Source organism: Emticicia oligotrophica DSM 17448 (assembly GCF_000263195.1).
In the GTDB taxonomy this organism is placed as follows: Bacteria; Bacteroidota; Bacteroidia; order Cytophagales; family Spirosomataceae; genus Emticicia; species Emticicia oligotrophica.
This window is the reverse complement of sequence record NC_018748.1, coordinates 1,155,118-1,178,837: the sequence shown is the minus strand read 5'-3', so window position 1 is coordinate 1,178,837 and position 23,720 is coordinate 1,155,118. Positions and strand designations below refer to the sequence as shown.

The window sequence follows — 23,720 nt, the reverse complement described above, 5'->3', positions numbered from 1 at the left end:
AAATCCTAAAAGCTATGGGCTAAGCATTTATTCTTTCTTACTATTGAACCAGAAATATACTGGAATTCCGATTGCCACAATTCCAAGACCTGGATAAGTAAATTGTGGTTTTTCTTTCACTAATATCAATACGATGATTGAAGCCACGATTACATAAAGCATTGGTAAAATTGGGTAGCCAGGTGCTTTAATTGGACGTTCGACATCAGGTAGTTTTTTACGTAAAATAAAGATTCCGTAAATAGTAAAGGCATAGAAAAGAATAACTACACCCATGAGATAATCGAGCAAATCGCCATATTTTCCAGTTAAACAAAGGAAGCTGGCCCAGAAACATTGCCACCAAAGTGCATTTTTAGGCACACCTGCTTCGCTTAATTGTCCAAAATTCTTGAAGAATAAACCATCTTTCGCCATTGTATAATATACACGTGCTCCCGAAAGAATCAGCCCATTATTACAGCCGAAAGTTGAAATCATAATCAGTATTGCCACAACTACCGAAAAGCCTTGTCCACCAATTACTTGTGCAGCAGCAGCAGCAACCCTATCTTCTGAGGCAAACTGAATTCCTCGACTCATTACATCAGCTCCTTCAGGATTGCCTTTCATGGGCAAAATGCACAGGTACGTGATATTCATAAGTAAGTATAGAGCTGTTACTAAGATAGTTCCAATCATCAATCCTCTTGGAATCGTTTTTTGTGGATTTACTACTTCATCTCCCGCAAAAGTAAGTCCATTCCAAGCATCGCTCGAAAATAATGTTCCTACTTGCGTCACACCTAAAGCCAATATAATTCCAAAACCTCCGATAGCGGTAGTTACCCATTGCCCATCAATTTTGACAGTATTTGTAGCCTCAAAAAGGTTTGAAAAGTTTTGAGCAATTACATCACTATTCGCTCCGAGAATAGAGCCTAAGATGATTAACATCGCAATGGCTCCAAGCTTTGTTGTACTAAATATATTTTGAATGATTTTGCCTTCTTTTACACCTCTGGTATTGGCGTAGGTCAGAATGATGATACTCACAATAGCCAAGAGGCGTTGCGAAGTAAGTTTAAAGGAGGTATCTCCCAAGGCGAAAAACTCGTGTTTGTCACTAATAATTTCTGGAAATAATACTCCTGAGTACTTCGCAAAGGCAACTGCAACTGCTGCAATAGTACCTGTTTGAATTACTGCGAAAAACGACCAGCCATAGAGAAATCCTGTAAGTTTTCCGTATGCTTTTTGTAGAAAAACGTACTGTCCACCTGCTTGAGGAAACATGGCGGTTAGTTCTCCGTAGCATAATGCTCCGAGCATGGTCAATACACCCGCCAATAGCCATGAAGCCAATAGCCAGCCAGTAGAACCAACCTGACGTGCCACATCGGCACTAACGATAAAAATACCAGAGCCAATCATTGAGCCCGATACCAGCATAACGGCATCGTATAGCTTGATTTCTTTTTTGAAATTTGCCAAAATTGTAGAAGGTTAGGGTTTGTTAATGGGAATAAATTATTCAAATATTATGCTTAAATCTAACTCAAATCCAGTAATTATTTCTGATTTTAATGTTTGTTTTTTTGAAAGTCGCTTTGCCAGCGGAGCTCATTATCTGTTTGTTTATAGAGTGTCAATGTTTGGTTTTCAATATTGATGAGCCAGTATTCTTTCACGCCTTTACTTTCATAAATATGTCTTTTGTAGGACATCGGGCGGCGTTCCGCTTCATTGGCATCGTTTGAAGGAGAAAGAATTTCAATAACTAAATCTGGAGTTCCTTCAATTTTATTTTCACCAATGATACTGAGCCTGTCTTTTGTAATAAAGAGTAAATCAGGTTGAAAAGTATCATGAGGCGTAAACAGCACATCCATTGGAGCGGCGAATAATTCTTCAAGATTATTTTCAATAATAAATCCTCCAAGATAGTAGCTTAATCGAAGACTGATTCGTTGGTGTCGTGGTTTAGGTGATGATATAAAAAATATTCTGCCGTTGAGTCGTTCAAAATTCCCACTATTGGGTGGTGTTAACTTTACGTAATTTTCATACGTAAGTAACTTAGGTTGCGGAATTTTCTTCGTAACCTGTTTTCCGCCGAGCCTATATTTTGAATGTTTCGCTATTGCATTCATATCTCTCAGGTAGATTATCTCATCTCACCTAATCTAATGGTATGTAAATTTACTCTTTTGCTAATTTACTATTTTTATAGCCATAAGCAAAGTAAATTACTAAACCAATAACCATCCAGATGATAAACATTCGCCAGTTAGACCAGCCTAATTCAGTCATTAAGTAAAGGTTGGTTAATATACCAAAGATTGGGAGTAAAGAAAAATTATATTTGAAACTCATCACTGATAAGCTAGCCCAAACTAGCCAAAATACCATTAGCAAGGGTTTTTCTTCTAAATGCTGCACCACATTACCTTGTGAATAAGTAAAATACAAAGCTCCGAGCATCAGAATACCACACAAATATTTAGCGTTAATGTATGGAATCTTGAATTTAGCATCTTTGCTCAATCCTTTGACATCGAGGTATAAAACCCCCGCACAAACCAAAATAAAAGCAAAGAATGTTCCCACACTCGTTAAGTCAACGAAGAAGCTCATTTTGAAAAACAAAGAAGGAACGGCCACCAATATTCCAGTGATAATTGTGGCAAAACTTGGTGTTTTAAATTTCGGGTGAATTTCGCCAAATTTCTTTCCTAGAAGTCCATCACGACTCATCGTCATCCAAATACGTGGCTGACCAATCTGATAGGCTAATAATGCACTCGTAATTGCCACTACGGCACTTACAGAGATAATACCAGCTACTGCATCGAAACCAACTTTTGAGAAAACATAAGCCAAAGGGTCAGCTACGTTTAATTCGGTATAATTAACCATTCCCGTGAGTACCAATGAAATCAATACGTAGAGAATTGTACAAATAATCAAGCACAAAATCATGGCACGTGGTAAATCGCGTTGGGGGTTCTTTGCTTCTTCGGCCGTAGTTGAAATCGAATCAAAACCTATAAATGCAAAGAATACAGCTGCTACACCACTCAGAACGCCTTGAACGCCATTCGGTGCAAACGGCGACCAATTGGCAGGTTTCACATAAAAAACGCCTGCTACAATCACTAAAAGTATTACGAGTAATTTTAAACCAACCAAAAAATTGCTGGCATTGCGTGATTCCTTAATACCAATATAACAAAGAGAGGTTATCAGAACAGTAATTAAACCCGCAGGAAGATTAAAGATAATTTTTAAAAAGCCCAAGCTTGGAGCTTCTTGAAAAGCAGTGGCTAAGGTTTTTGTTCCTTGGTTAATATCGCTACCTCCCGCTTGTACGGCCTCGAATGCTTCTTTAGCTGTGGTGTAATCTACGGCTAACCAAGTAGGGAAATGGATGCCAAAACCTTCAAGCATAGAAGTAAAATAGCTTGACCATGAAATTGCTACTACCATATTTGATACGGCGTATTCGAGAATCAAGGCCCAACCAATTATCCATGCTAAAACTTCTCCGAATGAAACGTATGCGTAAGTATAAGCACTTCCACTCACAGGAACCATCGAAGCAAATTGAGCATAGCTGAGTGCGGTGAAAACACAGGCAATTGCGACAAAAACAAATAATAAGGATACAGCAGGACCACCGTTGAAACTGGCTAATCCGATTGTACTAAAAATTCCTGCTCCAATGATAGCGGCAATTCCGAGAAGTGTTAAATCTCTCACCCCCAATATTTTGGCAAGAGAGTGCTCGCTTTCACGTTCTTCGGTTTCTTTGATGGCTTGACCTACGTCTTTTCTTCTAAAAAGAGAATTATTCATATATGATTTTAGTAAGTTTAGGTTTGCAGTTGAAAGCAAAATAATCAATCTTAGTAATTAATTATCGCCTGTGGACTAATAGTTTTTGATGAATACTTTCCAAAACTATTAAAAAAACCTTAATACTGTTGTTTTCGCATCTAATTATTTATTAAGTGTGTTTTTAGAAAAGCCTCCTATAAATGTAAATTTTGGATATTATAAAAAATATTTCGACTCAACTTGTATAGACAAGTTGAGTTTTTTACTTTTGTTTTTATTTATATAAACTTATCTTAGAAACATGAAGTATTCTCTCCACCAAATTGCCAAAATGATTGACCATTCCTTGCTTCATCCAACCATGACAGATGCTGATTTGATTGCAGGTTGTGAGTTAGCCAAGCATTATGATGTGGCCACAGTGTGTATTAAACCATATTTTGTGAAGCAAGCTAACGAGCTTCTGAAAGATTCTGATGTGAAAGTGTGTACAGTAGTAGGTTTTCCGCATGGAAGCAGTACTATCCAACAGAAAGTGTCCGAAACACGTCAAGCTTGTAAAGATGGAGCTACTGAAATAGACATGGTTGTAAATGTTGGGAAAGTTTTATCGGAAGATTGGCGATATGTAAAGAAAGAAATCAATGCTATTTTAAAGGAAAGCCATAAACATGGAGCAATATTAAAAGTGATTTTCGAGAATGATTTTCTACCAAAGGATAAACTAAAAATAAAACTATGTAAAATATGTAGCATTGTAGGGGTGGAGTTCGTAAAAACCTCTACTGGATACGGCTATGTCAAACAAGCCAATGGCGACTATAACTATAAAGGAGCCACCGAACATGATTTATTGTTGATGCGTAAATATTCTTCAGAGAATGTACAAATTAAAGCGGCAGGAGGGGTTCGAACCCTTGATGGGCTTTTGAAAGTAATGGATATAGGAGTCACTCGCCTTGGAGCAACTGCTACGGCAACCATCATCGAAGATGCAAAAAAGCGTTTAGGATTAGTTTCAGAGAATGTTAAAGACTCAACAATTGGTTATTAAAGAAAGGAGTAATTAGACCCTTTGAATTGTGTCAAGAATTAACATTTTTTGAAATAAAATAATACTTTTTTGACTATTTTATGTTTCGTAAAGGTTAATTGTAAAAAAAACATTTAAAATGCTTGCCTAGATAGCGTTTTTTAATTTCTTTTGTAAACAATTTTGATGTTGTCTATACAAGTTGTATAAAAATATATATTGATTTCGTTAGAAATCTTAAAGAATTTGAGTACCCCGATTATCGGGTTTATTCATCATAGGTTAAAGTATTTTCGTCTTGGAAAGGCATTTGGGGTTCCTAAATGCCTTTTTTCATTTTTTGTAATATTAATAAAGAACTCTCAAAATAAATTCAATGAAAGTTTGGTGTCTTTTATGAGTTTTTGAATATTACAAACTATTAAAGTTCTAAATTCTGATACTGCCTTTATTGGTCATTATTTATGAAAACACCACTTTATCGACAAATTCAAGCTAATTTAAAAGAAAAAATCACTTCGGGTATTTATGAGGAAGGTGGGTTATTGCCTTCTGAAAATGACCTTTGTAGCGAGTTTAGTGCTACCCGCATGACCGTGCGACAAGCCCTAAACGAACTCGTGCGTGAAGGATATATCACCCGTCAGCATGGCAAAGGAAGCATTGTTTCGGCCAGTAGAAAATCACTTGGATTGCTTTCATTAAAAGGTTGGACAGAGGTAGTGGTTGCAAGCGATAGGCACGGAAAAACTTTGGTTTTAGAAGGCCCTGTACTTAAGCCACTAGATGATATGATTTTTATGCCATTGCTCGAAGGTGAGGCTAAAGATGATTTTATTTTTTTTAAACGTTTGCGTTTGGTTGAAGATTCACCAGTGATGTTTGAGCAAACTTATATTCCAAATAAAAATTTGCCAAATTTCATTGAAGAACCTTTGTTAGAAGGCTCTCTTTTCCGAACTTTGCTTATCAGATACCATGTAGATGTGCAAAGCATGAGCCAAGAAGTAAGAGCGATTGCGGCCGATAAAGAAACAGCTAGTTTATTGAAAATTAAACAAAAATCGCCAGTTTTGCATCTGTTACGCAAGTATAAAACTTCAGTTGAAGGTTTTTTCTTGTATAGCTCTATTTATTGTAATACTGAAAAATTTGCCATAAGTAGTTTTAACTGATATAAGCCCCCCGCCGAACTCATCGGATTGCTCTAAAGGGGGTTGTTAATCTTATCTATTCACTAAAAATTATCCCCTTTTAGGAGCGGGGGTGTTTGTTTTACCATGAAAAAAATCAAAGTTGCCGTTGTAGGCACAGGTTTTATCGGGCCAGCTCATATTGAAGCCCTCCGTCGTTTACCAAATGTTGAAGTCTTAGGGCTATGTGAAGCAAACATTGATTTAGCGAAAGACAAAGCAGCTTCTTTGGGTATCGAGCGTGCGTATATTTTCGAAGATTTATTGAAAGATTCGGAAATTGAATGTGTACACGTATGTACGCCAAATTTCTTGCACTACTCACAATCGAAGGCTCTTTTGTTGGCTGGCAAACACGTAGTATGCGAAAAACCTTTAGCCACTAAAATTGAAGAAGCTGAAGAATTAGTAAAGTTAGCTGCTGAAACTGGTTTAGTGAATGCAGTTCACTTTAATTTAAGATATTATCCGCTGGTTCGTCAGATGAGAACTATGCGTGAGAAAGGTGATTTAGGCGAAATCTACTCAATTATGGGTAGCTATTTACAAGATTGGCTTTTCTATCAAACTGATTACAACTGGCGTTTAGAACCAGATAAATCAGGCGATTCAAGAGCCATTGCTGATATTGGTTCGCACCTTTTAGATGTTACTGAGTATATTACAGGTTTAAAAATCACTGCTGTAATGGCCGATTTTAATACTGTACACAAAACTCGTTTGAAGCCACTTAAAGCAATTGAAACCTATTCTGGTAAAATGCTTGAACCATCTGATTACCAAGAAGTGCCAATCAATACAGAAGACCACGCAAGTGTACTTTTAAGATTTGATAACGGAGCTAAAGGTAGCGTAACTGTAAGCCAAGTTTCGGCTGGACGTAAAAATCGTTTGAATATTGAGATTTCTGGTTCGGTTTCTAATTTCGAATGGTGCTCTGAAAAACCAAACGAAATGTGGATTGGCAAACGTGATGGTGCAAACCAACAATTGATGAAAGATCCATCGTTGTTCTATCGTGAAGCTCAAAGCTTGATTAGCTTCCCTGGTGGTCATAACGAAGGTTTCCCAGATACATCTAAGCAATTATTTAAAGAAGTTTATGCCGCTGTAGCAGCAGGAAAACAACCTGAAAATCCAACGTATCCAACATTTGCTGATGGTTTACGTGAGTTGATTATTTGCGAAAGAATTATCGAAAGTCACCGTAAAGAAGCTTGGGTGAATATCTGATAGATTCAGAAAAAAACTGATATAAAAAAGCGAACCATTCGAAAGAATGGTTCGCTTTTTACTAATAATTATCATATAAATCTTAATGCAAGAAATGTCTTACACCAGTCATTACCATTGAAAGGCCATTAGCATTGCAATAATCAATCGAATCTTTATCACGAATCGAACCACCTGGTTGAACCACTGTTGTGATACCTGCTTTGTGAGCAATCTCAACGCAATCAGCAAACGGGAAGAACGCCTCAGAAGCCATTGCCGCTCCGTTTAGGTCGAAACCAAAAGCTGCAGCTTTGTCGATTGCTTGTTTAAGGGCATCCACACGTGAAGTTTGACCAACACCACAAGCCAACATTTGTCCATCTTTTGCCAACACCACATTGTTTGATTTTAAGTGTTTACAAATCTTTAAGGCAAATTCTAAAGCCTTAATATCTTCTTGTGTTGGAGCTTTTTCAGTAGCAACGGTGAAGTTTTCGGCAGTTTCAATTGAATTATCTTTATCTTGTTCTAAAACGCCGTTGAGTAAAGTACGGAATTGCTTCTTACTAACTTCAACTGGTTTTCTGATAAGTAATCGACGGTCTTTTTTCTTTTTCAAGATTTCTAAAGCATCTGCATCAAAGCTTGGAGCAATCAGAATCTCAAAGAATAATTTATGTAGTTCTTCGGCAGTAGCTAAATCAATATTAGCATTTGAAATAATTACACCCCCAAAAGCTGAAACTGGGTCGCAAGCCAATGCGTTTACATAAGCATCTTTAGCTGTAGCAGCCGAAGCTACGCCACAAGCGTTGTTGTGCTTCACGATAACAAAAGATGTTTCGTTAAACTCATCAATTAGGCGTACACAAGCCTCAACATCCATCAAATTATTATATGATAATTCTTTGCCATGGATTTGCTCAAACATGGCGTCTAAATCGCCATAGAAAGTAGCTGCTTGATGAGGATTCTCGCCATAACGTAATACCTTTTTAGGTAAAAGATTAAAGCTTTGTGTTGAAGCATATACATCATCAGCAAAATAATTGTGTATAGCTGTATCGTAGCTAGAACTCATCTGGAAGCCTTCTTTGGCATAACGACGACGATCTTCGAGGTCAGTTGCACAACCTTTTGCTTTTAAAATTTCGAAAACATCATCGTACTGGTCACGCGAAGAAACAATCAATACATCGTTGAAGTTTTTTGCAGCCCCACGAATCAATGAGATTCCGCCAATATCAATTTTCTCAATAATATCTTCTTCGCTCGCACCCGAAGCAACGGTCTCTGTAAATGGATATAAATCAACAATTACCAAGTCAATCGAAGGAATTTCGAATTGAGCCGCAGTTTGAACATCGCCCTCGTTGTCACGACGGTAAAGAATACCTCCGAAAACCTTTGGGTGAAGGGTCTTTACACGCCCTCCAAAAATAGAAGGGTAACTGGTAAGGTCTTCTACAGCTGTTACAGGAATGCCCATATTTTCGATAAAGCTTTGGGTTCCACCAGTCGAAAAGATTTGGACGTCATGTTCGTGAAGCAACTGTACGATTTTATCTAAACCGTCTTTGTAATAAACCGAAATAAGTGCCGATTTGATTTTCTTGGTCATTTTAGAATGATTTTTGCCAGATTACTAATACAGATATATTTATAACTCGTTCTAAGTCTTTTAGTGAGAGCCTTAAACATTGAAAGTGCAAATTTAACGCTTTTTCTTGATAAGCCAGTACTTGATAAAAAAACATTGAAAAAATAGCCATAAATCATTAAAAAGGGTGAGATTTTAATGATTTATATCTTACCCCTTAGTAAGATAGTTCTTGTAAAATCTAAAAATAATACAAATTTAGATGTCCATTTTAGGTATTTTGCTATGAAGCCAATCAAGTATTTAATGAACTTGAAGGGAGTAGGTAATGGGAATAAAGTGAAAATTTATTGTGTAGCTACTATAAAACGAAAATAGAAAAAGTGTTTTTTATTCGTGCCAAAATTTAGTAAATGTGATAAATACGAAGGCTATTAACTAAACTTATAATAATCGTTTTAAATTAGTTTTATCTCAAAATTTGCTATTACTTATCTGAGTGTTTTTATATGAAGAGGTTACCTCGTTGTTATTAAATCCGAGGTTTCCAGTTAACCTCTTCACTGCCCAATTCTTGTGTCATTTTGCGGGATAATACAAATAAATAATCAGATAGGCGGTTTAAGTATTTGATAATTAAAGGATTTACTTCTTCTTCCTTAGATAGACGAATAGAAAGACGTTCTGCACGTCGACAGACAGTTCGGGCAATGTGAGTATATGAAACCGATTGATTCCCTCCGGGTAGAATAAAAGCTCTTAATGCAGGAAGTTCGGTGTCCATTTTATCCATTTCTTGCTCTAGTAACGCTATGTCTGTCTCAAATAAATCTGGGATTTTCTTTCTGCGTACTTGCTCTGGCTCGGAAGCTAAATCAGAGCCAATGGTAAATAATCGGTCTTGGATTTCCTTTAAAATTGCCTTTCTCGCATCATTGATTGGCTGGTCTCGCACTAAACCAATCCATGAGTTGAGTTCATCAACAGTTCCGTAAGCTTCGATTTTTAAATCTGCCTTGCTTATGCGTGTTCCTCCTACCAGAGAGGTTGTACCTTCGTCACCCGTTTTTGTATAAATTTTCATTTTATTACTTTGGAATAGTTGTGGCACACTTTTGAAGTGTGCCACAACTATTTTTTTATAACAGAATATTTAATTTCTTATAACAGGAAGCTGTACCCTGAGCGTAGCCGAAGGGTTATTTTCCTGCCAAATAATCTTTATAAGTACTACATTCTTCAATCAGTTGCTCTTCGTATGCTGTACTGCCATATTTTGTTTTAAGTAGGTTGAAGTAAGTAGAATATTTATCTTTTTTCAAGCTACTTAAAGTTTGCTTGATTGCTTCTTCTTTGGCTTTCATTTCATCTTCTGGCAAAGAGTAGATACCATCATACATTTTTGATGAAATACCAGCATACTTGATTTGTTGACAAGTAGCAGCCATAAAACAAGCTTTGGCAGCAAGCTCTGGTTTTGGTGCAACTTGCATGGCTTTATCAAAGTAAGAAAGAGCTTTATCGTATGAAAAATAATCGTCATTTTCATCAAAAGTATCATTTGTACTCCATTCTCTACGAAGTAAAATCCAACTATTGCCATAATAACTCATGTTGTAGCTGCCACAACCTAAAAGAATCAAACTTTCAAAATCGTTAGGGTTTTGCTTAATTTTTGACTCTAATTCTGCCATTCTCTTAGCAAATGCTACTGGCGTAGTGCGTTGTTTGGCGTTTGAATCGCCCAGCCCGTTTAGGCTAAACGGATTTACATCTAAATATGTTTGAAAAGGTTCGGCTTGCCAAGTTTGTGGCGATACATTTTTCCAAGCTTCAGCTGCTTGTGCATATTGATGTTCGGCCAAAGCTCTACGACCCAAAACAGTGTATAGGTATTCATTATTGAAACCTGCCATTGCTTGTAGTTTTTGGTCGAAATTATTAGGTGATTTTTTCTTGAAATAATCAATGACATAATTGATTACTTTCGAAGAAGTTTTTGCTTCAATTTCATATTGGTCAGTATTACTCATAAATGAAGCCGTACCACCATATTCAGTTTGTTTGGCTTGTTGAGCAGACGCCAAAACTTTCAGGATAAATGCTTTTGCCTGATTTTCGGGCGAAGCAGTCGAAACCAAAACGCCTTCAGCAGTTTTTTCATCTTTCGATTTCTTTCCAAAACAACCAGAGAACCAACCCAGTGATTTGTTCGATTGCGAAGAAACTACCGTAGATTTTTCGCCTAAATTTTCAGCAAATTCATCGTTTACGGGTAACTCCTCATATTTTGCAGCCATGATTTTGCAAGCCGCATTGAAATTATTGGCCACTCTAAATTTATCAGAACGAGCAAAGCGTTCTAAAAGAGGCATGACGGTAGCCTCCATATTTGGCGTAACTACATCTGTTTCACTTACGGCAAAAATCATTTCTTGCATGGCTATTTGGTCTTTCAGACTTTGATTATCGGTTGGAATAGCCTTTGCTTTTTGGAGTAATTCTTGAGCTTTAGACAAGTCTTTTCCGATAAATGCTAAATATGAAGCAGCGGTGTACCAAAAAGGAGAACTCTTCAGATTGGCATCTTCGGCAGCATCAAGGTTAAAGGCCAATAGTTTCTCGAAATAGTTTTTAGCATTGCTTTTCCAGCTAACTTTAGTGAGCGAATCGACTTCCCAGAAACCATATTGTAGGGTTTCTTGATTATTGAAAAAATAATACTCGTTTTTATTAATTTCACGAGCCATTACAAATTCAAGTAATTTATTTTTCGAATCTAAATCCTTGATTTTTTCAAGCAAAGGTAGGCCATCTTGCAAAGGCAAAACGGCAGTAGCAGCATATAAATTGGCTTTTTCGTTATCGTTTTTGCAAAGTTTTAGAGCATCTTCTCCAAATTTTGTGATTCTTTTTAAACTCAAATAAGCGGCTGACTGGCGAGTAGGGGCATTCACCAAAATCTGCGAAAAATGGTAAAATGCACTAGTAGAGTCGCCAGCGTGCATGTATGCTCCTGCCATGCGAGAAGCGGCCCAGTCACTGATAAAAGTTTTGGTTTTGAGTGGTTTAACGAGTTTTTCGTATAAATCAATGCTTTTCTTAGGGTTATCGGCCATATCGGCTACTTTCACTGCTTGATAAGCTAATCTTTCCTTCAAGAATGAATCATTGGTTCGAGCCGATAAATCTTGAATTTTACTTTCTAAAGCTACATAATCTGTTGGTGTTTGAGCTTTAGTGGTATCATTTTCAGCATAAGGGTCTTCATAGGCTGTATCAACAGATTCAATTTCTTTAGCTAAAGTTAAGTATTCAAGAGCTTCAGTTTTACCCTTTCTTTGTAAGGCATTGCTTAGAGCATTGCTGTTGTTTTCTCCGTAGGCTGGATATAATTCTGCTCCTACTTCTTTTTCAGAAATGCCAGCATATTCAGCCCATGCTTGCTGATTAGCTGATTGGTCAGGTGAAAGGTTAGCTTCTGCCGACCAATAATTATTGCCATAGGTAAATTGTGTGGTAAAATTATAGGGTCTAAATATTGATTCATTGGCGGCACTTTCGGGCGAGAAAAAACTCTTAAATTCATCGTAATCGAAAGGCATGGGGCCGCAAGCAATCAGAAATAAAATGATGAAAGATTTGGTTCGATTACTCAAACGAAGCATAGATTTGAGAGAGTTCTTCATTGCCATAAAAAGTGATATTTGGTTGGTCTAAGTGATACAAAGCAAAGGTAAGTTTTTGTGTTGAAATTTTATTGTGTAAGGTACGTGAGCCTTTCAATAATTCTTCGAAAGGCACTTCTTCCACGCGAATCATATCGCCTTTTCTCAACGAAATTCCAAAGGCAGAAGTATCTTCCTGTACCCAATATTTGTTTTCTTTTTGAGTTAAAAAGTTCAATTTGCTTAATATTTCACTGTCGAGATTATTGATGACTGTTAAGAATTTTTCTCCTCTATAAACAATCGCCCATCTAAAAATAGGCATCACCAAATCAAGTGGCAATGGATAATCATCGAGTGTACTTAGGTATTGAGATGCCGCATCGAGGTCATAAATGGAGTTCTTGATTTGGGCTTTTTTCCAATTCGACATATTATAAAACATTAGCATGCCTCGCTCGACGGGTGGAATGCCAGTTTTGTGAGCAAACTTTATTTGATGCAAGCGAATGGTAGCCGAAAGATGCTTATCAGCAAAGCGTTTCTTTAATAAACGAAGTAAACTAAAATATTTTTCACGGGTCGAAATAGTCCAATCACAATCGAACTGGATTTCGTTGTAAGGCTTTCCTTTAAATGTAGATTCGAGGTGTTTTTTGATGAAAAAAGTGGTCGTATCTAATTCATTATCAGTTATTTGTTTTATTACTTGATTCGTAATGAATATAGTTGGAATCAATGCTGTTTTCTTCGAAACCGAATCTTCGAATCGGATAGAAGCTTTCGGAATAGCTCTTTTTTTGACAAAATCCCAGTCCAAATCAAAGGCTTTGATATAGAGTTTTTCAACTTTGCATTTTTCGAGTATTTCTTTTTCGGAAGCATTTAATTTGAAATTCGATTTCCAATAATAAATTCCTCTCGAAACCTCTTTCGGTGGTTTCTCTTCTTTGCACGACCAGCAAAAAAATACAAGTAAGATTCCCCAAACACGCATATTAAAAGTCTAAAATAATGAAGCCCTAAAGATACAAAGCTGAAAGTAGAAATTAGTTTTTTCAATAAAAATCTGATACTCTCAATTCTCTGCCCTAACTTTGCAGCTGAAAGCACCTAACGAAAAAATTGAGCGAAGTGTGCTATTCACAAAAACATTTTAATCATAGAAAAAGTATATGTTAGAAAGGAGGAAACTTCGAATCTACGTGCTACATTCTTAATTCTACATTTAGCGATATGTCAATACTCAACGTTTTTTTTAATTTTTGGCGAAAAGCCTCTATGCCTTTATTGGTTGGTGTACTTATGCTTTGCTACTTTACTTTACCCGAAAGTGTAGCCGTACATCATACCGAAAGTGGTAATCCTGATGGTTTTGTTGATAAGCAAGATTTGTTCTATATGTCCTTCGGCATTATCATCGTTTTTAATCTTTTGTGGGGAGTTTTGAAAACCCAAGTGCTAAAAATCAACTTTGCGAAACTGAATCCGATGAGCGTTTGGGCGAAAAGTCCTGAGCAATTAAGTGGCTTAATTGAAGGTTGGTTTAATGCCTTTTTAGCACTTACAAATACCTTTTTAGCTTTTGTTTTGTTGGGTGTGCGTCGAATCAATAGCACGGAAAATCAAAAACTCGACTTTGATTATAATTGGGTTTTGGTTGTTGGTTTTGTTTTGCTCATCATCTTGATTTTTATCTTACCAATCAGATTGTTGTTTACTAATCCAAGCGAAGAACAAGCATAATTGCTTCGTTTGATTGGTTAAAATTTTAAGTATATGCTCGAATTAGACTTAGAAAAGTATAATTATGACCTTCCAGATGAGCGAATTGCCCGTTTTCCTGTAGAACCACGTGATTCGTCGAAACTATTGCTTTATAAATCTGAGCAAATTTCGGAAGATATTTTTCATAGCCTACCCAAACATTTGCCCGACGATACCTTTTTAGTTTTCAATAATACTAAGGTTATTCCTGCAAGACTTTTTTTTCAGAAAGCGAATGGTGTTGTTATAGAGGTGTTTTTGCTTAATCCCGTAGAGCCATCGAATGTGGTTTCGCAAGTAATGGAAACAACCGATACTTGTACGTGGGCTTGTATGATAGGTAATAAAAAGCGATTCAAGGAAAAAGTGAGTTCGATAATTACTGGAGCTGCTTTGGAAAAACCTATGCTTCAGGTAAATTTTATCGCCGAGTTGGTTGATGTAGAGAAGAATTATGTGAAATTTTCGTGGGATAATCGAGAGCTGTCGTTTGCCGAAATCGTTAGATATTTTGGACAAATTCCGCTACCTCCTTATCTCAAACGAGAAACCGAGCAAAAAGATTACGATACTTATCAAACGGTTTATTCGAAAAAAGATGGGGCAGTAGCAGCTCCAACGGCTGGCTTACATTTTACAGAAAATGTGTTCACCGAATTAGAGCAAAAGGGTATCAAACATGATTTTGTGACCTTGCACGTAGGAGCAGGGACTTTCCAGCCAATAAAAGTGAAAAATGTGGTAGAACACAATATGCACTGTGAGCAAATTGTATTCGAAAAATCATTCATCGAAAACCTTTTGGCCAATGCAAGCTTTGTGATTCCAGTAGGCACAACATCTATGCGTTCGCTTGAAAGTTTATATTGGTATGGAGTGAAATTGTGCAATGGAAATGAAGCTTTCTTTATCGAAAAACTATTACCATACGAACAAACAGAAGAAGTAAGTTTAGTAGATTCTCTGCAAGCTATTTTGGCTTATATGAATGAGAATAACCTTACTCAAATCATTGGTGAAACTGAAATTTTCATTTTTCCGAGTTATAAATTTAGAGTTTGTAAAGGTATCATTACGAATTTTCATCAGCCAGATTCTACATTAATTTTGCTTGTAGCCGCCTTGGTGGGTGAAAATTGGCAGAAAATTTATAATTATGCCCTCGAAAATGATTTTCGTTTCTTGAGTTATGGTGATTCTTCGCTTTTGATTCCGTAATTTTGCGACCGAAATTTCGTTATCAATACTGGTGCGACCATAAAGTTCGCTAATTTATTTTCCATGTATGTAATAGTGAACACGAATTCACTAAAACCAAAAGAGACAGCTTGAAAACCTGTCCTACAAGACAAAAATATTTCAATGAAAAAAACATTAACCACTCTTTTTGTTTTAGCGAGCCTAGTAAGCTTTGCCCAAATCAGACCAAATACTCAATACGGATTCAAAGGAGGTATTAGCAACTCAAAAACAGCTATTATTAATAACCAAACAAACATTTTTAATAAGTTTAGAAATGATATTAATTTGGGTGCTTTTTATCGTTGGAATTTGCAAAAATTTAGTGTTCAACCAGAAGCATATTTTCAGGCGAAAGGTGGTAGTTTTAAAGCATCTACTAACTTTGCCGAAACAGGAAATACCATTCTTCGTAATAATTATCAATACCTAACAGGTTCTTTGATTTTGGGTTATGAAGTAGCCAAAAATGTACATTTAGTAGCTGGTCCAGAGTATGGTTATGCTCTTAATGCAGGCACTAAACGTGGGCCTTATGCTCAAACTGACTTTAGTGTGGCAGGTGGCGTTCGTATTGATATGCTTGATGCAGCACATTTGTTTAGCTTAAATATTCGCTACGTTCATGGTTTGACCAATACTACCAATAAAACCTATACTTTGGCCGATAAAAGTGTTATTCCATTGAATTTCCAAAACCGTACTTTGCAAGTGTCTGCTACATTTAACTTTAGTGATTATTATCGTTGGGCTAAAAAAGATAAAACACCAAAGAAGAAATAAGATAGGGAATTGTTTTGAAATAGAAATAATCGCTTAATTTTGCAGTATGAAAAACCAAGTGTCATATAGTTTATATTATTATTGTTTCGGTTCAAAACCGCATCAAGTAAGATAACTACATACATATCAGCTATATATTAATCCTCTTGGTGTAAGCTAAGGGGATTTTTTTTACGAGTATCAAAAAGGAGTAATAATTAAAATATATCATGAATTTCATTGAAGAATTACGCTGGAGAGGAATGCTTCACGATGCCATGCCAGGCACCGAAGAACAACTAAATAAAGAAATGACAGCCGGCTATATTGGTTTCGACCCAACGGCCAAATCATTGCATATCGGAAATTTAGCGACTATTATGGTGCTTAAACATTTCCAATTAGCTGGTCATAAGCCTTATGCCTTGGTTGGAGGTGCGACAGGAATGGTTGGCGACCCTTCAGGTAAATCGGCTGAGCGTCAGTTTCTTTCAGAAGAAACTTTAAAAGCAAATCAAGAGGGTATCCGAAATCAATTAGTTAAGTTTCTTGATTTTGATTGCGGCGAAAATTCAGCCGAAATGGTTAATAACTATGATTGGTTTAAAGAAATAGGTTTCTTGGAGTTTTTGAGAGAAGTAGGTAAATACCTTACTGTTAATTACATGATGTCGAAAGATTCGGTAAAAAATCGTTTGGCAACGGGTATTTCATTCACTGAATTTTCTTACCAATTATTACAAGGCTACGATTTTTACTGGTTGTATAAAAATAAGAACGTTCGCTTACAAATGGGTGGTTCTGACCAGTGGGGAAATATCACAACTGGTACGGAGTTAATTCGTAGAAAAGAATCGGCTATTGTGGGCGAAGTAGAAGATGAAAGCTTAAGTTACAAAGCCTTTGCTCTCACTACACCATTAGTAACCAAAGCTGATGGTACTAAAATGGGTAAATCGGCTGGTGGCGAAACTATCTGGCTTGATGCAAACCTTACTTCACCATACCAATTTTACCAATATTGGTTAGGACAAGATGACCGTGATTTGCCAAAACTACTAAGAGTATTTACGCTTTATTCAAGAGCTGAAATTGAAAGCATTGAAGCTCAACACGCAGAAGCTCCTCATTTGAGAATCGGACAAAAAGCATTGGCAAAAGATGTAACAAGCCGTGTGCATGGCGAAGAACAGTACGAATTGGCGGTGAAGGCATCGGAAGTATTATTTGGAAAAGGAACCCTCGAAACACTTCAAAGTTTAGATGAGGCTACTTTTACAAGTGTATTTGATGGCGTTCCTACCACCGAAATTTCAAAAGAAACTTGGGATTCTTGCACAAACGTATTAGACTTAGTTTCGGTAGTGACCAACAACGAAATTTATCCATCAAAAGGCGAAGCACGTCGTGCCATTCAAGGCAATGGTTTAAGTATTAATAAAGTAAAAATTACAGATGAAAAGCTGGCACTTTCCGAACTCCAACTTTTGCAAGGCAAATATTTGTTGGTTGGAAAAGGCAAGAAAAATCATATTGTAAAAATTTTATATTAATTAAGAATTGAGAATGATGAATTAAGAATTGGTGGTTTTATTTGTAAATATTTAATTATCAAATATTTACAAAGCATATTCGACAATTCTTAATTCCTAATTCCTATATTTTATCATTTTTTTGGCATAATTTTGAGCTTTCCTATTTGCAAAGAAAAAAAATAGACGTATCTTTGCAGTCCCAAACAAAAGAGGGAAACATACACGGGCATGGTGCAATGGTAGCATACGGGTCTCCAAAACCTTTGATCTGAGTTCGAATCTTAGTGCCCGTGCAATTTTTATTCAAGAAGATATTATGCAAGAATTTTTTAAAAACTCTTGGGAAGAAGTAACCAAAGAGGTAACATGGCCCAAATGGAGTGAACTACAAGCAAGTGCTACACTTGTGCTTGTGGCATCATTAATTTTTGCTTTAGTAGTAGGTGTTATCGATTTCTTAATCGAGAATGGTCTGCGTTTATTCTACCAATCAATCTAAGTAAAATCCTAAAATTTCCTATACAATGAGCGAAATCAATTGGTACGTTGTGCGGGCAGTTTCGGGACAGGAGAAGAAAATCAAAACCTACATCGAAAACGAAGCAATTCGACGCAAGTTGGATGACTTAATTCCGTCAATCTTAATTCCAACTGAAAAAATCACAGAGGTTCGTAATGGTAAGAAACGTGTTCGTGAAAAAAGTTATTTTCCAGGATATATTCTTGTTAATGCCGACCTAAACAATGGTGAAGTGCTTCACTTAATCAAGACAATGCCAGGTGTAATTGGTTTCTTGGGTCGTAATAATGGTACTTCCATGACTCCTGAGCCTTTACGTCAATCTGAAATAAATCGTATTTTGGGTGTGCAAGAAGAGGTTATTATCGGTGATAATATTTCTCCAACACTTACATTCGTAAAAGGCGAAAATGTGAAGGTAATCGATGGCCCATTCAGTGGTTTCGATGGTAATGTTGAGGAAGTGAACGAAGATAAGAAGAAATTGAGCGTGAGCGTTAAAATCTTCGGACGTAGTACTCCAGTTGAATTGGGGTATATGCAAGTTGAAAAATTGCAATAATCAACAAAGAATATTAAGGAGAGCCTTTCTGAAAAGAAAGGCTTTTTTTATGCCCAAAAATGATAAATATTTTGAATTTGCTTCTCAACAAAACCACATTTTTCGTAAAATTTACAGGCTTGTCTATTATCAAGCTGTGTAGGTACATCGAGTGTTTGAATATTATTTTTCTTGCAATATTCTGCACAGGCATGAATCAGAGAAATGCCAACACCCTGCCCTTGTAAAGTTTCATCAACGGCAATCAGACCAATATTCGCCTGCGTATCCTTGATACTAAGCGTTACCATACCTCCAATTTGCCCGTTGTTTTCATAAATATATATTTTCTGAGCAATTTGGTGGCTGACAGATTTATCAATCCATTCTCGATAAAGTCGCTTAAAATTTTCTATTCCCAAACTTGTATCTAACTTAAATCTTGAATGATTACCACTGAGATAAGCTAGTTCATACAACAAATGCCCTTCAATTTCATTAAATTCTTTGGTTTCAACTAGAGTTTTGGTTTTTAATAAATCTATCGAAGCGGTATAGGTAATTTTTCTATCTACAAGTTTTCCATTGAATTGCTCAAGAATATCTTGCGGTAATAGGGTTTCTTTTTCGGCAAAAACATAAATCAAATCATATTGTTCAAGAAACGCTTGTTCGAGCTGAGAAGATAGTATTTCTAAATCTTTACTAGCATCAATTCGAGCGATTTTTTTATGAAAGAATGCACTATCCCAAGTTAAGTGTATCATTAAAAATTTAATTTTTGGTCGATAATATGCACGGGTCTCCCTTTGACTTGCTCGAAAGTTTTACCTAAATAAATACCAATAATACCCAAAATGAATATGATAAGCCCCGAAAAAAATGTAATGGAAATAATAATACTGGCAAAACCCAATTGTTTGATTTGATTGCTAAAGTATAGGTATAGGTAGCCGATTCCTAAAAGAATTGCCACAAGCGACATCATTAAACCAAGCCTAACTGTGAGGCGGAGTGGTTTATCAGAGAAGGAAATGATATTATTGAAAGCCAATTCAATGAGTTTTGCCCATGAATACGATGATTTTCCCGATGCACGTTCATCGTGTTTGACGGGCAAGTAAGCCTTACGAAATCCCACCCATTGGGTCATGGTAGGAAAAAACCTAATTCGGTCGCCCAAACTAACTACTGCATCTATCACTTTTCGGTGATAAATGCCAAAGTTTGCCACGCTACTATCTTGTATGGTATCGGTTAAGTAGCTAAAAATTTTATAAAATAACTTAGAAGAAAGTTTCTTGAAAAATCCATCCTGTCGAATTTGTCGTTGAGCAAAAACAAGCTCATATCCTTCTTTCGCTTTATTCAATAAATGCGGAATCTCATCTGGCCTATCTTGAAGGTCACAGTCCATCACAACTATCCATTCTCCTTTTGAAATGCTTAATCCCGCATTGATGGCAGCATGTTGACCAAAGTTTCTACTTAGTTTTACACCTTTCACATAAGTATCATTGCTACATACACGTTCGATGGCTTCCCAAGATTTATCAGGACTACCATCTTCTACCAAAATAATTTCGTAAGAATCGGTTATTGGCCTGACGGCTTGATGAATTTCTTCAACTAATTTATCAACAATTTCTTGAGCTCTATAAACAGGTGAAACAATAGATAAGTACATTCGAAAAGCTTTTTTATTGCAAAATTCGACACTTAGCTGCATAGTACCAAATGATTTTTTGAATGATTTAGATAAAAATTAATAAAACTGTAACTTTGCAGTAAACAAACAACAGCTATGAATCTAGATTTATCAGGAAAAACTGCCTTCGTATGTGGCAGCACACAAGGCATTGGTAAAGCCGCCGCCGTCGAATTAGCACTTTTAGGGGCAAATATTACATTAGTGGCTCGAAATGAAGAAAAATTAAAAGCAGTATTAGACGAACTTCCACGCAAAAAAGGTCAAAAACATCGCTATTTACTGATTGATTTTTCAAAAACTAACCAAATAAAATCTCGAATTGAACGTCATTTGACAAAATATCCTGAGGCTCATATTTTGGTGAATAATACAGGCGGCCCAGTCGGAGGCCCTGTGATTGAAGCTTCTCCCGACTTATTTCTACAAACTTTTAATGAGCATGTTATTGCTGCCCAAATACTTACACAAGCACTTGTTCCGAGTATGAAAAAAGATGGGTTTGGACGCATCATCAACATTACATCCGTAGGTATGAAGCAGCCAATTGTTGGTTTGGGGGTATCGAATACCATTCGTGGGGCAATAGGTAATTGGGCTAAATCAATGGCAAATGAGCTTGGAAAATTTGGTATTACAACTAACAATGTGCTTCCGGGCTATACAACAACGGCACGCTTGCAGAAAGTAAACGAAATGCGAGCTTCAGCTACGCAAAAGAGTGTTAGTGAAGTAGAGCAAGAGCTAATTAAAGAAATTCCGATTGGAAGGTTTACAGCTCCCCAAGAAACAGCCGCAGTTATCGCCTTTTTGTGTTCTCCTGCAGCCGCATCTGTCAATGGGGTAAGTATTCCTGTAGATGGTGGCAAGACTAGTAGTTTATAAAAAATGAAGGCTCTTTCTTAAAAGAGCCTTCCGCGTTTCACCTTAAACCAAAAAATTAAGCCTGCTTCACTAATTGAATATTGAAAGCTAATTTTACTTCATCACTTACCACTACGCCACCTGCTTCTGTTACTGCACCCCAAGTAAGTCCGAAATCTTGACGGTTGATTTTTCCTGCAATTTCAAAACCAGCCTTTGTATTTCCGTAAAAATCGCCCATAATACCACCAAACTCTGCTTTCAAAGTTACAGGTTTTGTAGTTCCTTTAATTGTCAAGTCACCAGTTACATGATAAGTTTCATCATCAACTTTTTCCATTGATGTTGCTGCAAAAGTTAATTTTGGGAAGCTTGCTGCATCAAAGAAATCAGCCGATTTCAAGTGTCCATCTCTTTGTTCTTGATTAGTAGAAATGCTATCAATATCTGCCGAGAAGCTAACTTTTGCACCTGCGAAATCAGTGTCATTAGCTGTTTCAATCGAACCTTCGTAAGTTCCGAATGTACCAGTAACAGTAGAAATCATTAAGTGTTTTACTTTGAAATTAACTTCAGAGTGAGTTGGGTCAATAATCCAAGTAGCCATAGTTTTAAAATGTTTAAATTTTTAGAATATTTTTAATTATGTATTTACATTGTATGTATATACATATAATACAAAAGAGAATATGAAAAGGTTTCAAAAAATAAAAAAAAAGTGTTGTTCTTTTTGAGAACAACACTTTTTTAATGCTAAGACATTGATAGTCAATTATTTATTTTTTGGGTATTTCTTTCAAAATTCCATTACAAATTTCTTTTACAATGCTTGGGCCTTCATAGATAAAGCCAGAATAGACTTGAACGAGTGAGGCTCCTGCATTCAGTTTATCAATTGCATCTTGTGCGGAATAAATTCCTCCAACGCCAATAATAGGAAACGCTTTGTTCGATTTTTCTGATAAATACCTAATAACTTCGGTCGAACGGTCAGTGAGAGGTTTACCACTTAAACCACCCGCTCCAATTTCAGTAACAGTTTCCTTGTCAGATACCAAACCTTCTCTACTAATGGTTGTATTGGTTGCAATGACACCTGCTGTACGAGTTTCTTTTACAATTTCAATCACATCATCAAGTTGCTCGTTAGTCAAATCAGGTGCAATTTTCAGAAGGATAGGCTTAGGTTTTGATTTTCTTCCATTATCTCTTTCCAAAACCTTCAAAATATATTTCAACGGTTCTTTTTCTTGTAAATCTCTTAAACCAGGCGTGTTTGGAGAACTCACATTCACCACAAAGTAATCTACGTAAGGATAGAGGTCATTGAAAGCCTTGAGGTAATCGTATATAGCTTCATCGTTTTCAGTCACTTTGTTTTTTCCAATGTTTCCACCTACGATAACCTTTGTTTTACGTTTACGAAGATTATTTGCTGCAGCCATTGAACCCTCGTTATTAAAGCCCATGCGGTTAATCAGTGCACGGTCAGGTTTTAGTCTGAAGAGTCGAGGTTTATCATTACCTGATTGTGGTTTTGGTGTAACAGTACCGATTTCGATAAATCCAAAACCAAGATTAGATAGCTCGTCGGTCCAAATACCATTTTTATCAAAGCCCGCAGCTAAACCTACTGGATTTTTAAAGCGAAGACCAAAAACTTTTCTTTCTAAACGAGCATCTTTTTTCTCAAAAATAAGCCTCAAAATTGCTGGCATGAATGGAATAGAGCAGGCAAATTTGAGCGTATTCATTACTGTATAATGGATTTTCTCTGCGTCGTATTTAGTTAGGTACGGAAATACAAGATTTTTGTAGAAACTCATTTAGGCTTAAAATTTTAGGTTTTTACAGTAAGTGTTTAGTTTATAGCTGGATACTTATGTAATTAATTAGGTATGTGGGCTAGTTTAGCAAATGCTTTTTGAATTCAATCATATTTACAGCAGGGCAGATAAAATAGATAGGTTTACAAAAATACGATTTATCTATAAATTTTCAGTAAAAATAGACTACAACATTTTCTTAATGTAAGTTTAAATTAGAAAAATACAATTTTATTATCAATTAGTTATATATATATTTCGAGAAAGAATACATTGAAAATATGTTCATCCTCATAAAATAAGGTTTTATACGCTTATTTTATAGCTTCATCATCTTTGTTTTCATGATTTACATCAGTTTTTTCAATTTTGTATGTTTATAGTAGCTCTATAAAAAAAATTATAAAAACTTTGAACCTTTTAAAAGTTT

The 23,720-nt window shown here is 36.2% G+C and carries 21 protein-coding genes and 1 tRNA gene; 11 read left to right on the top strand and 11 right to left on the bottom strand.

What is annotated here, in order from left to right; all coding sequences use genetic code 11:
- Window positions 1-27: 27 nt before the first annotated feature.
- The 3 genes from EMTOL_RS04960 to EMTOL_RS04950 form a co-directional block, all read right to left on the bottom strand.
- Entirely contained in the window at window positions 28-1,473 is a 1,446-nt protein-coding gene (locus EMTOL_RS04960; RefSeq protein ID WP_015028178.1) for an APC family permease, read from the bottom strand.
- An 89-nt stretch (window positions 1,474-1,562) separates the two neighbouring features.
- The gene (locus EMTOL_RS04955) at window positions 1,563-2,132 is read right to left on the bottom strand and encodes a Uma2 family endonuclease (protein ID WP_015028177.1); all 570 of its coding nucleotides are present in this window, start codon (window positions 2,130-2,132) and stop codon (window positions 1,563-1,565) included.
- 49 nt (window positions 2,133-2,181) lie between these two features.
- On the bottom strand, window positions 2,182-3,837 hold the full coding sequence (locus EMTOL_RS04950) for an amino acid permease (RefSeq protein WP_015028176.1): 1,656 nt from the start codon (window positions 3,835-3,837) through the stop codon (window positions 2,182-2,184).
- A 283-nt stretch (window positions 3,838-4,120) separates the two neighbouring features.
- Between EMTOL_RS04950 and deoC the strand changes: the two genes are divergently transcribed.
- The 3 genes from deoC to EMTOL_RS04935 all read left to right on the top strand — a co-directional run bounded on the left by deoC (window position 4,121) and on the right by EMTOL_RS04935 (window position 7,278).
- Window positions 4,121-4,873 (top strand): deoxyribose-phosphate aldolase, encoded by a 753-nt coding sequence (gene deoC / locus EMTOL_RS04945; protein WP_015028175.1) that lies wholly within the window; start codon window positions 4,121-4,123, stop codon window positions 4,871-4,873.
- Between the two features lie 443 nt (window positions 4,874-5,316).
- Window positions 5,317-6,027, top strand: a complete 711-nt coding sequence (locus tag EMTOL_RS04940; protein ID WP_015028174.1) for a GntR family transcriptional regulator — start codon at window positions 5,317-5,319, stop codon at window positions 6,025-6,027.
- 105 nt (window positions 6,028-6,132) lie between these two features.
- Window positions 6,133-7,278: a Gfo/Idh/MocA family protein gene (locus EMTOL_RS04935; protein ID WP_015028173.1), complete on the top strand. Its 1,146-nt coding sequence runs from the start codon at window positions 6,133-6,135 to the stop codon at window positions 7,276-7,278.
- 82 nt (window positions 7,279-7,360) lie between these two features.
- On the opposite strand, the gene purH is transcribed toward EMTOL_RS04935, so the two are convergent.
- The 4 genes from purH to EMTOL_RS04910 form a co-directional block, all read right to left on the bottom strand.
- On the bottom strand, window positions 7,361-8,881 hold the full coding sequence (gene purH / locus EMTOL_RS04930) for a bifunctional phosphoribosylaminoimidazolecarboxamide formyltransferase/IMP cyclohydrolase (RefSeq protein ID WP_015028172.1): 1,521 nt from the start codon (window positions 8,879-8,881) through the stop codon (window positions 7,361-7,363).
- Between the two features lie 511 nt (window positions 8,882-9,392).
- Window positions 9,393-9,944, bottom strand: coding sequence for a cob(I)yrinic acid a,c-diamide adenosyltransferase (locus EMTOL_RS04920; RefSeq protein ID WP_015028171.1), 552 nt, complete (start codon window positions 9,942-9,944; stop codon window positions 9,393-9,395).
- Between the two features lie 115 nt (window positions 9,945-10,059).
- Window positions 10,060-12,549 carry a hypothetical protein gene (locus EMTOL_RS04915; RefSeq protein ID WP_305953177.1) on the bottom strand — a complete coding sequence of 830 codons (2,490 nt, stop codon included), beginning with the start codon at window positions 12,547-12,549 and terminating at the stop codon, window positions 10,060-10,062.
- On the bottom strand, window positions 12,512-13,525 hold the full coding sequence (locus tag EMTOL_RS04910; protein WP_015028169.1) for a hypothetical protein: 1,014 nt from the start codon (window positions 13,523-13,525) through the stop codon (window positions 12,512-12,514). The genes EMTOL_RS04915 and EMTOL_RS04910 overlap by 38 nt, the downstream gene beginning before the upstream one ends.
- Window positions 13,526-13,764: 239 nt before the next feature.
- Between EMTOL_RS04910 and EMTOL_RS04905 the strand changes: the two genes are divergently transcribed.
- The 7 genes from EMTOL_RS04905 (at window position 13,765) to nusG (ending at window position 18,913) form a co-directional block, all read left to right on the top strand.
- Window positions 13,765-14,274: a DUF1648 domain-containing protein gene (locus EMTOL_RS04905; protein ID WP_015028168.1), complete on the top strand. Its 510-nt coding sequence runs from the start codon at window positions 13,765-13,767 to the stop codon at window positions 14,272-14,274.
- A gap of 33 nt (window positions 14,275-14,307) precedes the next feature.
- Window positions 14,308-15,513, top strand: coding sequence for an S-adenosylmethionine:tRNA ribosyltransferase-isomerase (locus tag EMTOL_RS04900; RefSeq protein ID WP_015028167.1), 1,206 nt, complete (start codon window positions 14,308-14,310; stop codon window positions 15,511-15,513).
- A gap of 144 nt (window positions 15,514-15,657) precedes the next feature.
- Window positions 15,658-16,317 (top strand): porin family protein, encoded by a 660-nt coding sequence (locus EMTOL_RS04895; RefSeq protein WP_015028166.1) that lies wholly within the window; start codon window positions 15,658-15,660, stop codon window positions 16,315-16,317.
- Window positions 16,318-16,526: 209 nt separating this feature from the next.
- Entirely contained in the window at window positions 16,527-17,849 is a 1,323-nt protein-coding gene (gene tyrS / locus EMTOL_RS04890; RefSeq protein WP_015028165.1) for a tyrosine--tRNA ligase, read from the top strand.
- 204 nt (window positions 17,850-18,053) lie between these two features.
- Window positions 18,054-18,124: transfer RNA gene (locus EMTOL_RS04885), tRNA-Trp, on the top strand.
- A gap of 23 nt (window positions 18,125-18,147) precedes the next feature.
- Window positions 18,148-18,330, top strand: coding sequence for a preprotein translocase subunit SecE (gene secE, locus EMTOL_RS04880; RefSeq protein ID WP_015028164.1), 183 nt, complete (start codon window positions 18,148-18,150; stop codon window positions 18,328-18,330).
- Window positions 18,331-18,355: 25 nt separating this feature from the next.
- Window positions 18,356-18,913 carry a transcription termination/antitermination protein NusG gene (gene nusG / locus EMTOL_RS04875; RefSeq protein ID WP_015028163.1) on the top strand — a complete coding sequence of 186 codons (558 nt, stop codon included), beginning with the start codon at window positions 18,356-18,358 and terminating at the stop codon, window positions 18,911-18,913.
- 47 nt (window positions 18,914-18,960) lie between these two features.
- On the opposite strand, the gene EMTOL_RS04870 is transcribed toward nusG, so the two are convergent.
- Both EMTOL_RS04870 and EMTOL_RS04865 read right to left on the bottom strand, forming a co-directional pair.
- The gene (locus tag EMTOL_RS04870; RefSeq protein WP_015028162.1) at window positions 18,961-19,659 is read right to left on the bottom strand and encodes a GNAT family N-acetyltransferase; all 699 of its coding nucleotides are present in this window, start codon (window positions 19,657-19,659) and stop codon (window positions 18,961-18,963) included.
- Window positions 19,659-20,579: a glycosyltransferase family 2 protein gene (locus tag EMTOL_RS04865; protein ID WP_041693915.1), complete on the bottom strand. Its 921-nt coding sequence runs from the start codon at window positions 20,577-20,579 to the stop codon at window positions 19,659-19,661. The genes EMTOL_RS04870 and EMTOL_RS04865 overlap by 1 nt, the downstream gene beginning before the upstream one ends.
- A gap of 117 nt (window positions 20,580-20,696) precedes the next feature.
- Between EMTOL_RS04865 and EMTOL_RS04860 the strand changes: the two genes are divergently transcribed.
- Complete coding sequence (locus EMTOL_RS04860; RefSeq protein WP_015028160.1) at window positions 20,697-21,485, top strand: SDR family oxidoreductase; 789 nt, start codon at window positions 20,697-20,699, stop codon at window positions 21,483-21,485.
- 55 nt (window positions 21,486-21,540) lie between these two features.
- Here the strand turns inward: EMTOL_RS04860 and EMTOL_RS04855 are convergent, their stop codons facing one another.
- Complete coding sequence (locus EMTOL_RS04855) at window positions 21,541-22,071, bottom strand: YceI family protein (protein ID WP_015028159.1); 531 nt, start codon at window positions 22,069-22,071, stop codon at window positions 21,541-21,543.
- A 169-nt stretch (window positions 22,072-22,240) separates the two neighbouring features.
- Window positions 22,241-23,290 (bottom strand): quinone-dependent dihydroorotate dehydrogenase, encoded by a 1,050-nt coding sequence (locus tag EMTOL_RS04850; protein WP_015028158.1) that lies wholly within the window; start codon window positions 23,288-23,290, stop codon window positions 22,241-22,243.
- Window positions 23,291-23,720 lie beyond the last annotated feature (430 nt).

What these genes read in the sequence shown, in the direction of transcription:
- EMTOL_RS04955 (WP_015028177.1), bottom strand. Translation starts at nt 2,132, where the DNA reads ATGAATGCAATAGCGAAACATTCAAAATATAGGCTCGGCGGAAAACAG.
- EMTOL_RS04860 (WP_015028160.1), top strand. Translation starts at nt 20,697, where the DNA reads ATGAATCTAGATTTATCAGGAAAAACTGCCTTCGTATGTGGCAGCACA.
- EMTOL_RS04950 (WP_015028176.1), bottom strand. Translation starts at nt 3,837, where the DNA reads ATGAATAATTCTCTTTTTAGAAGAAAAGACGTAGGTCAAGCCATCAAA.
- EMTOL_RS04870 (WP_015028162.1), bottom strand. Translation starts at nt 19,659, where the DNA reads ATGATACACTTAACTTGGGATAGTGCATTCTTTCATAAAAAAATCGCT.
- EMTOL_RS04905 (WP_015028168.1), top strand. Translation starts at nt 13,765, where the DNA reads ATGTCAATACTCAACGTTTTTTTTAATTTTTGGCGAAAAGCCTCTATG.
- EMTOL_RS04915 (WP_305953177.1), bottom strand. Translation starts at nt 12,549, where the DNA reads ATGAAGAACTCTCTCAAATCTATGCTTCGTTTGAGTAATCGAACCAAA.
- EMTOL_RS04895 (WP_015028166.1), top strand. Translation starts at nt 15,658, where the DNA reads ATGAAAAAAACATTAACCACTCTTTTTGTTTTAGCGAGCCTAGTAAGC.
- tyrS (WP_015028165.1), top strand. Translation starts at nt 16,527, where the DNA reads ATGAATTTCATTGAAGAATTACGCTGGAGAGGAATGCTTCACGATGCC.
- purH (WP_015028172.1), bottom strand. Translation starts at nt 8,881, where the DNA reads ATGACCAAGAAAATCAAATCGGCACTTATTTCGGTTTATTACAAAGAC.
- EMTOL_RS04940 (WP_015028174.1), top strand. Translation starts at nt 5,317, where the DNA reads ATGAAAACACCACTTTATCGACAAATTCAAGCTAATTTAAAAGAAAAA.
- EMTOL_RS04920 (WP_015028171.1), bottom strand. Translation starts at nt 9,944, where the DNA reads ATGAAAATTTATACAAAAACGGGTGACGAAGGTACAACCTCTCTGGTA.
- EMTOL_RS04850 (WP_015028158.1), bottom strand. Translation starts at nt 23,290, where the DNA reads ATGAGTTTCTACAAAAATCTTGTATTTCCGTACCTAACTAAATACGAC.
- deoC (WP_015028175.1), top strand. Translation starts at nt 4,121, where the DNA reads ATGAAGTATTCTCTCCACCAAATTGCCAAAATGATTGACCATTCCTTG.
- nusG (WP_015028163.1), top strand. Translation starts at nt 18,356, where the DNA reads ATGAGCGAAATCAATTGGTACGTTGTGCGGGCAGTTTCGGGACAGGAG.
- EMTOL_RS04865 (WP_041693915.1), bottom strand. Translation starts at nt 20,579, where the DNA reads ATGTACTTATCTATTGTTTCACCTGTTTATAGAGCTCAAGAAATTGTT.
- secE (WP_015028164.1), top strand. Translation starts at nt 18,148, where the DNA reads ATGCAAGAATTTTTTAAAAACTCTTGGGAAGAAGTAACCAAAGAGGTA.
- EMTOL_RS04935 (WP_015028173.1), top strand. Translation starts at nt 6,133, where the DNA reads ATGAAAAAAATCAAAGTTGCCGTTGTAGGCACAGGTTTTATCGGGCCA.
- EMTOL_RS04900 (WP_015028167.1), top strand. Translation starts at nt 14,308, where the DNA reads ATGCTCGAATTAGACTTAGAAAAGTATAATTATGACCTTCCAGATGAG.
- EMTOL_RS04855 (WP_015028159.1), bottom strand. Translation starts at nt 22,071, where the DNA reads ATGGCTACTTGGATTATTGACCCAACTCACTCTGAAGTTAATTTCAAA.
- EMTOL_RS04910 (WP_015028169.1), bottom strand. Translation starts at nt 13,525, where the DNA reads ATGCGTGTTTGGGGAATCTTACTTGTATTTTTTTGCTGGTCGTGCAAA.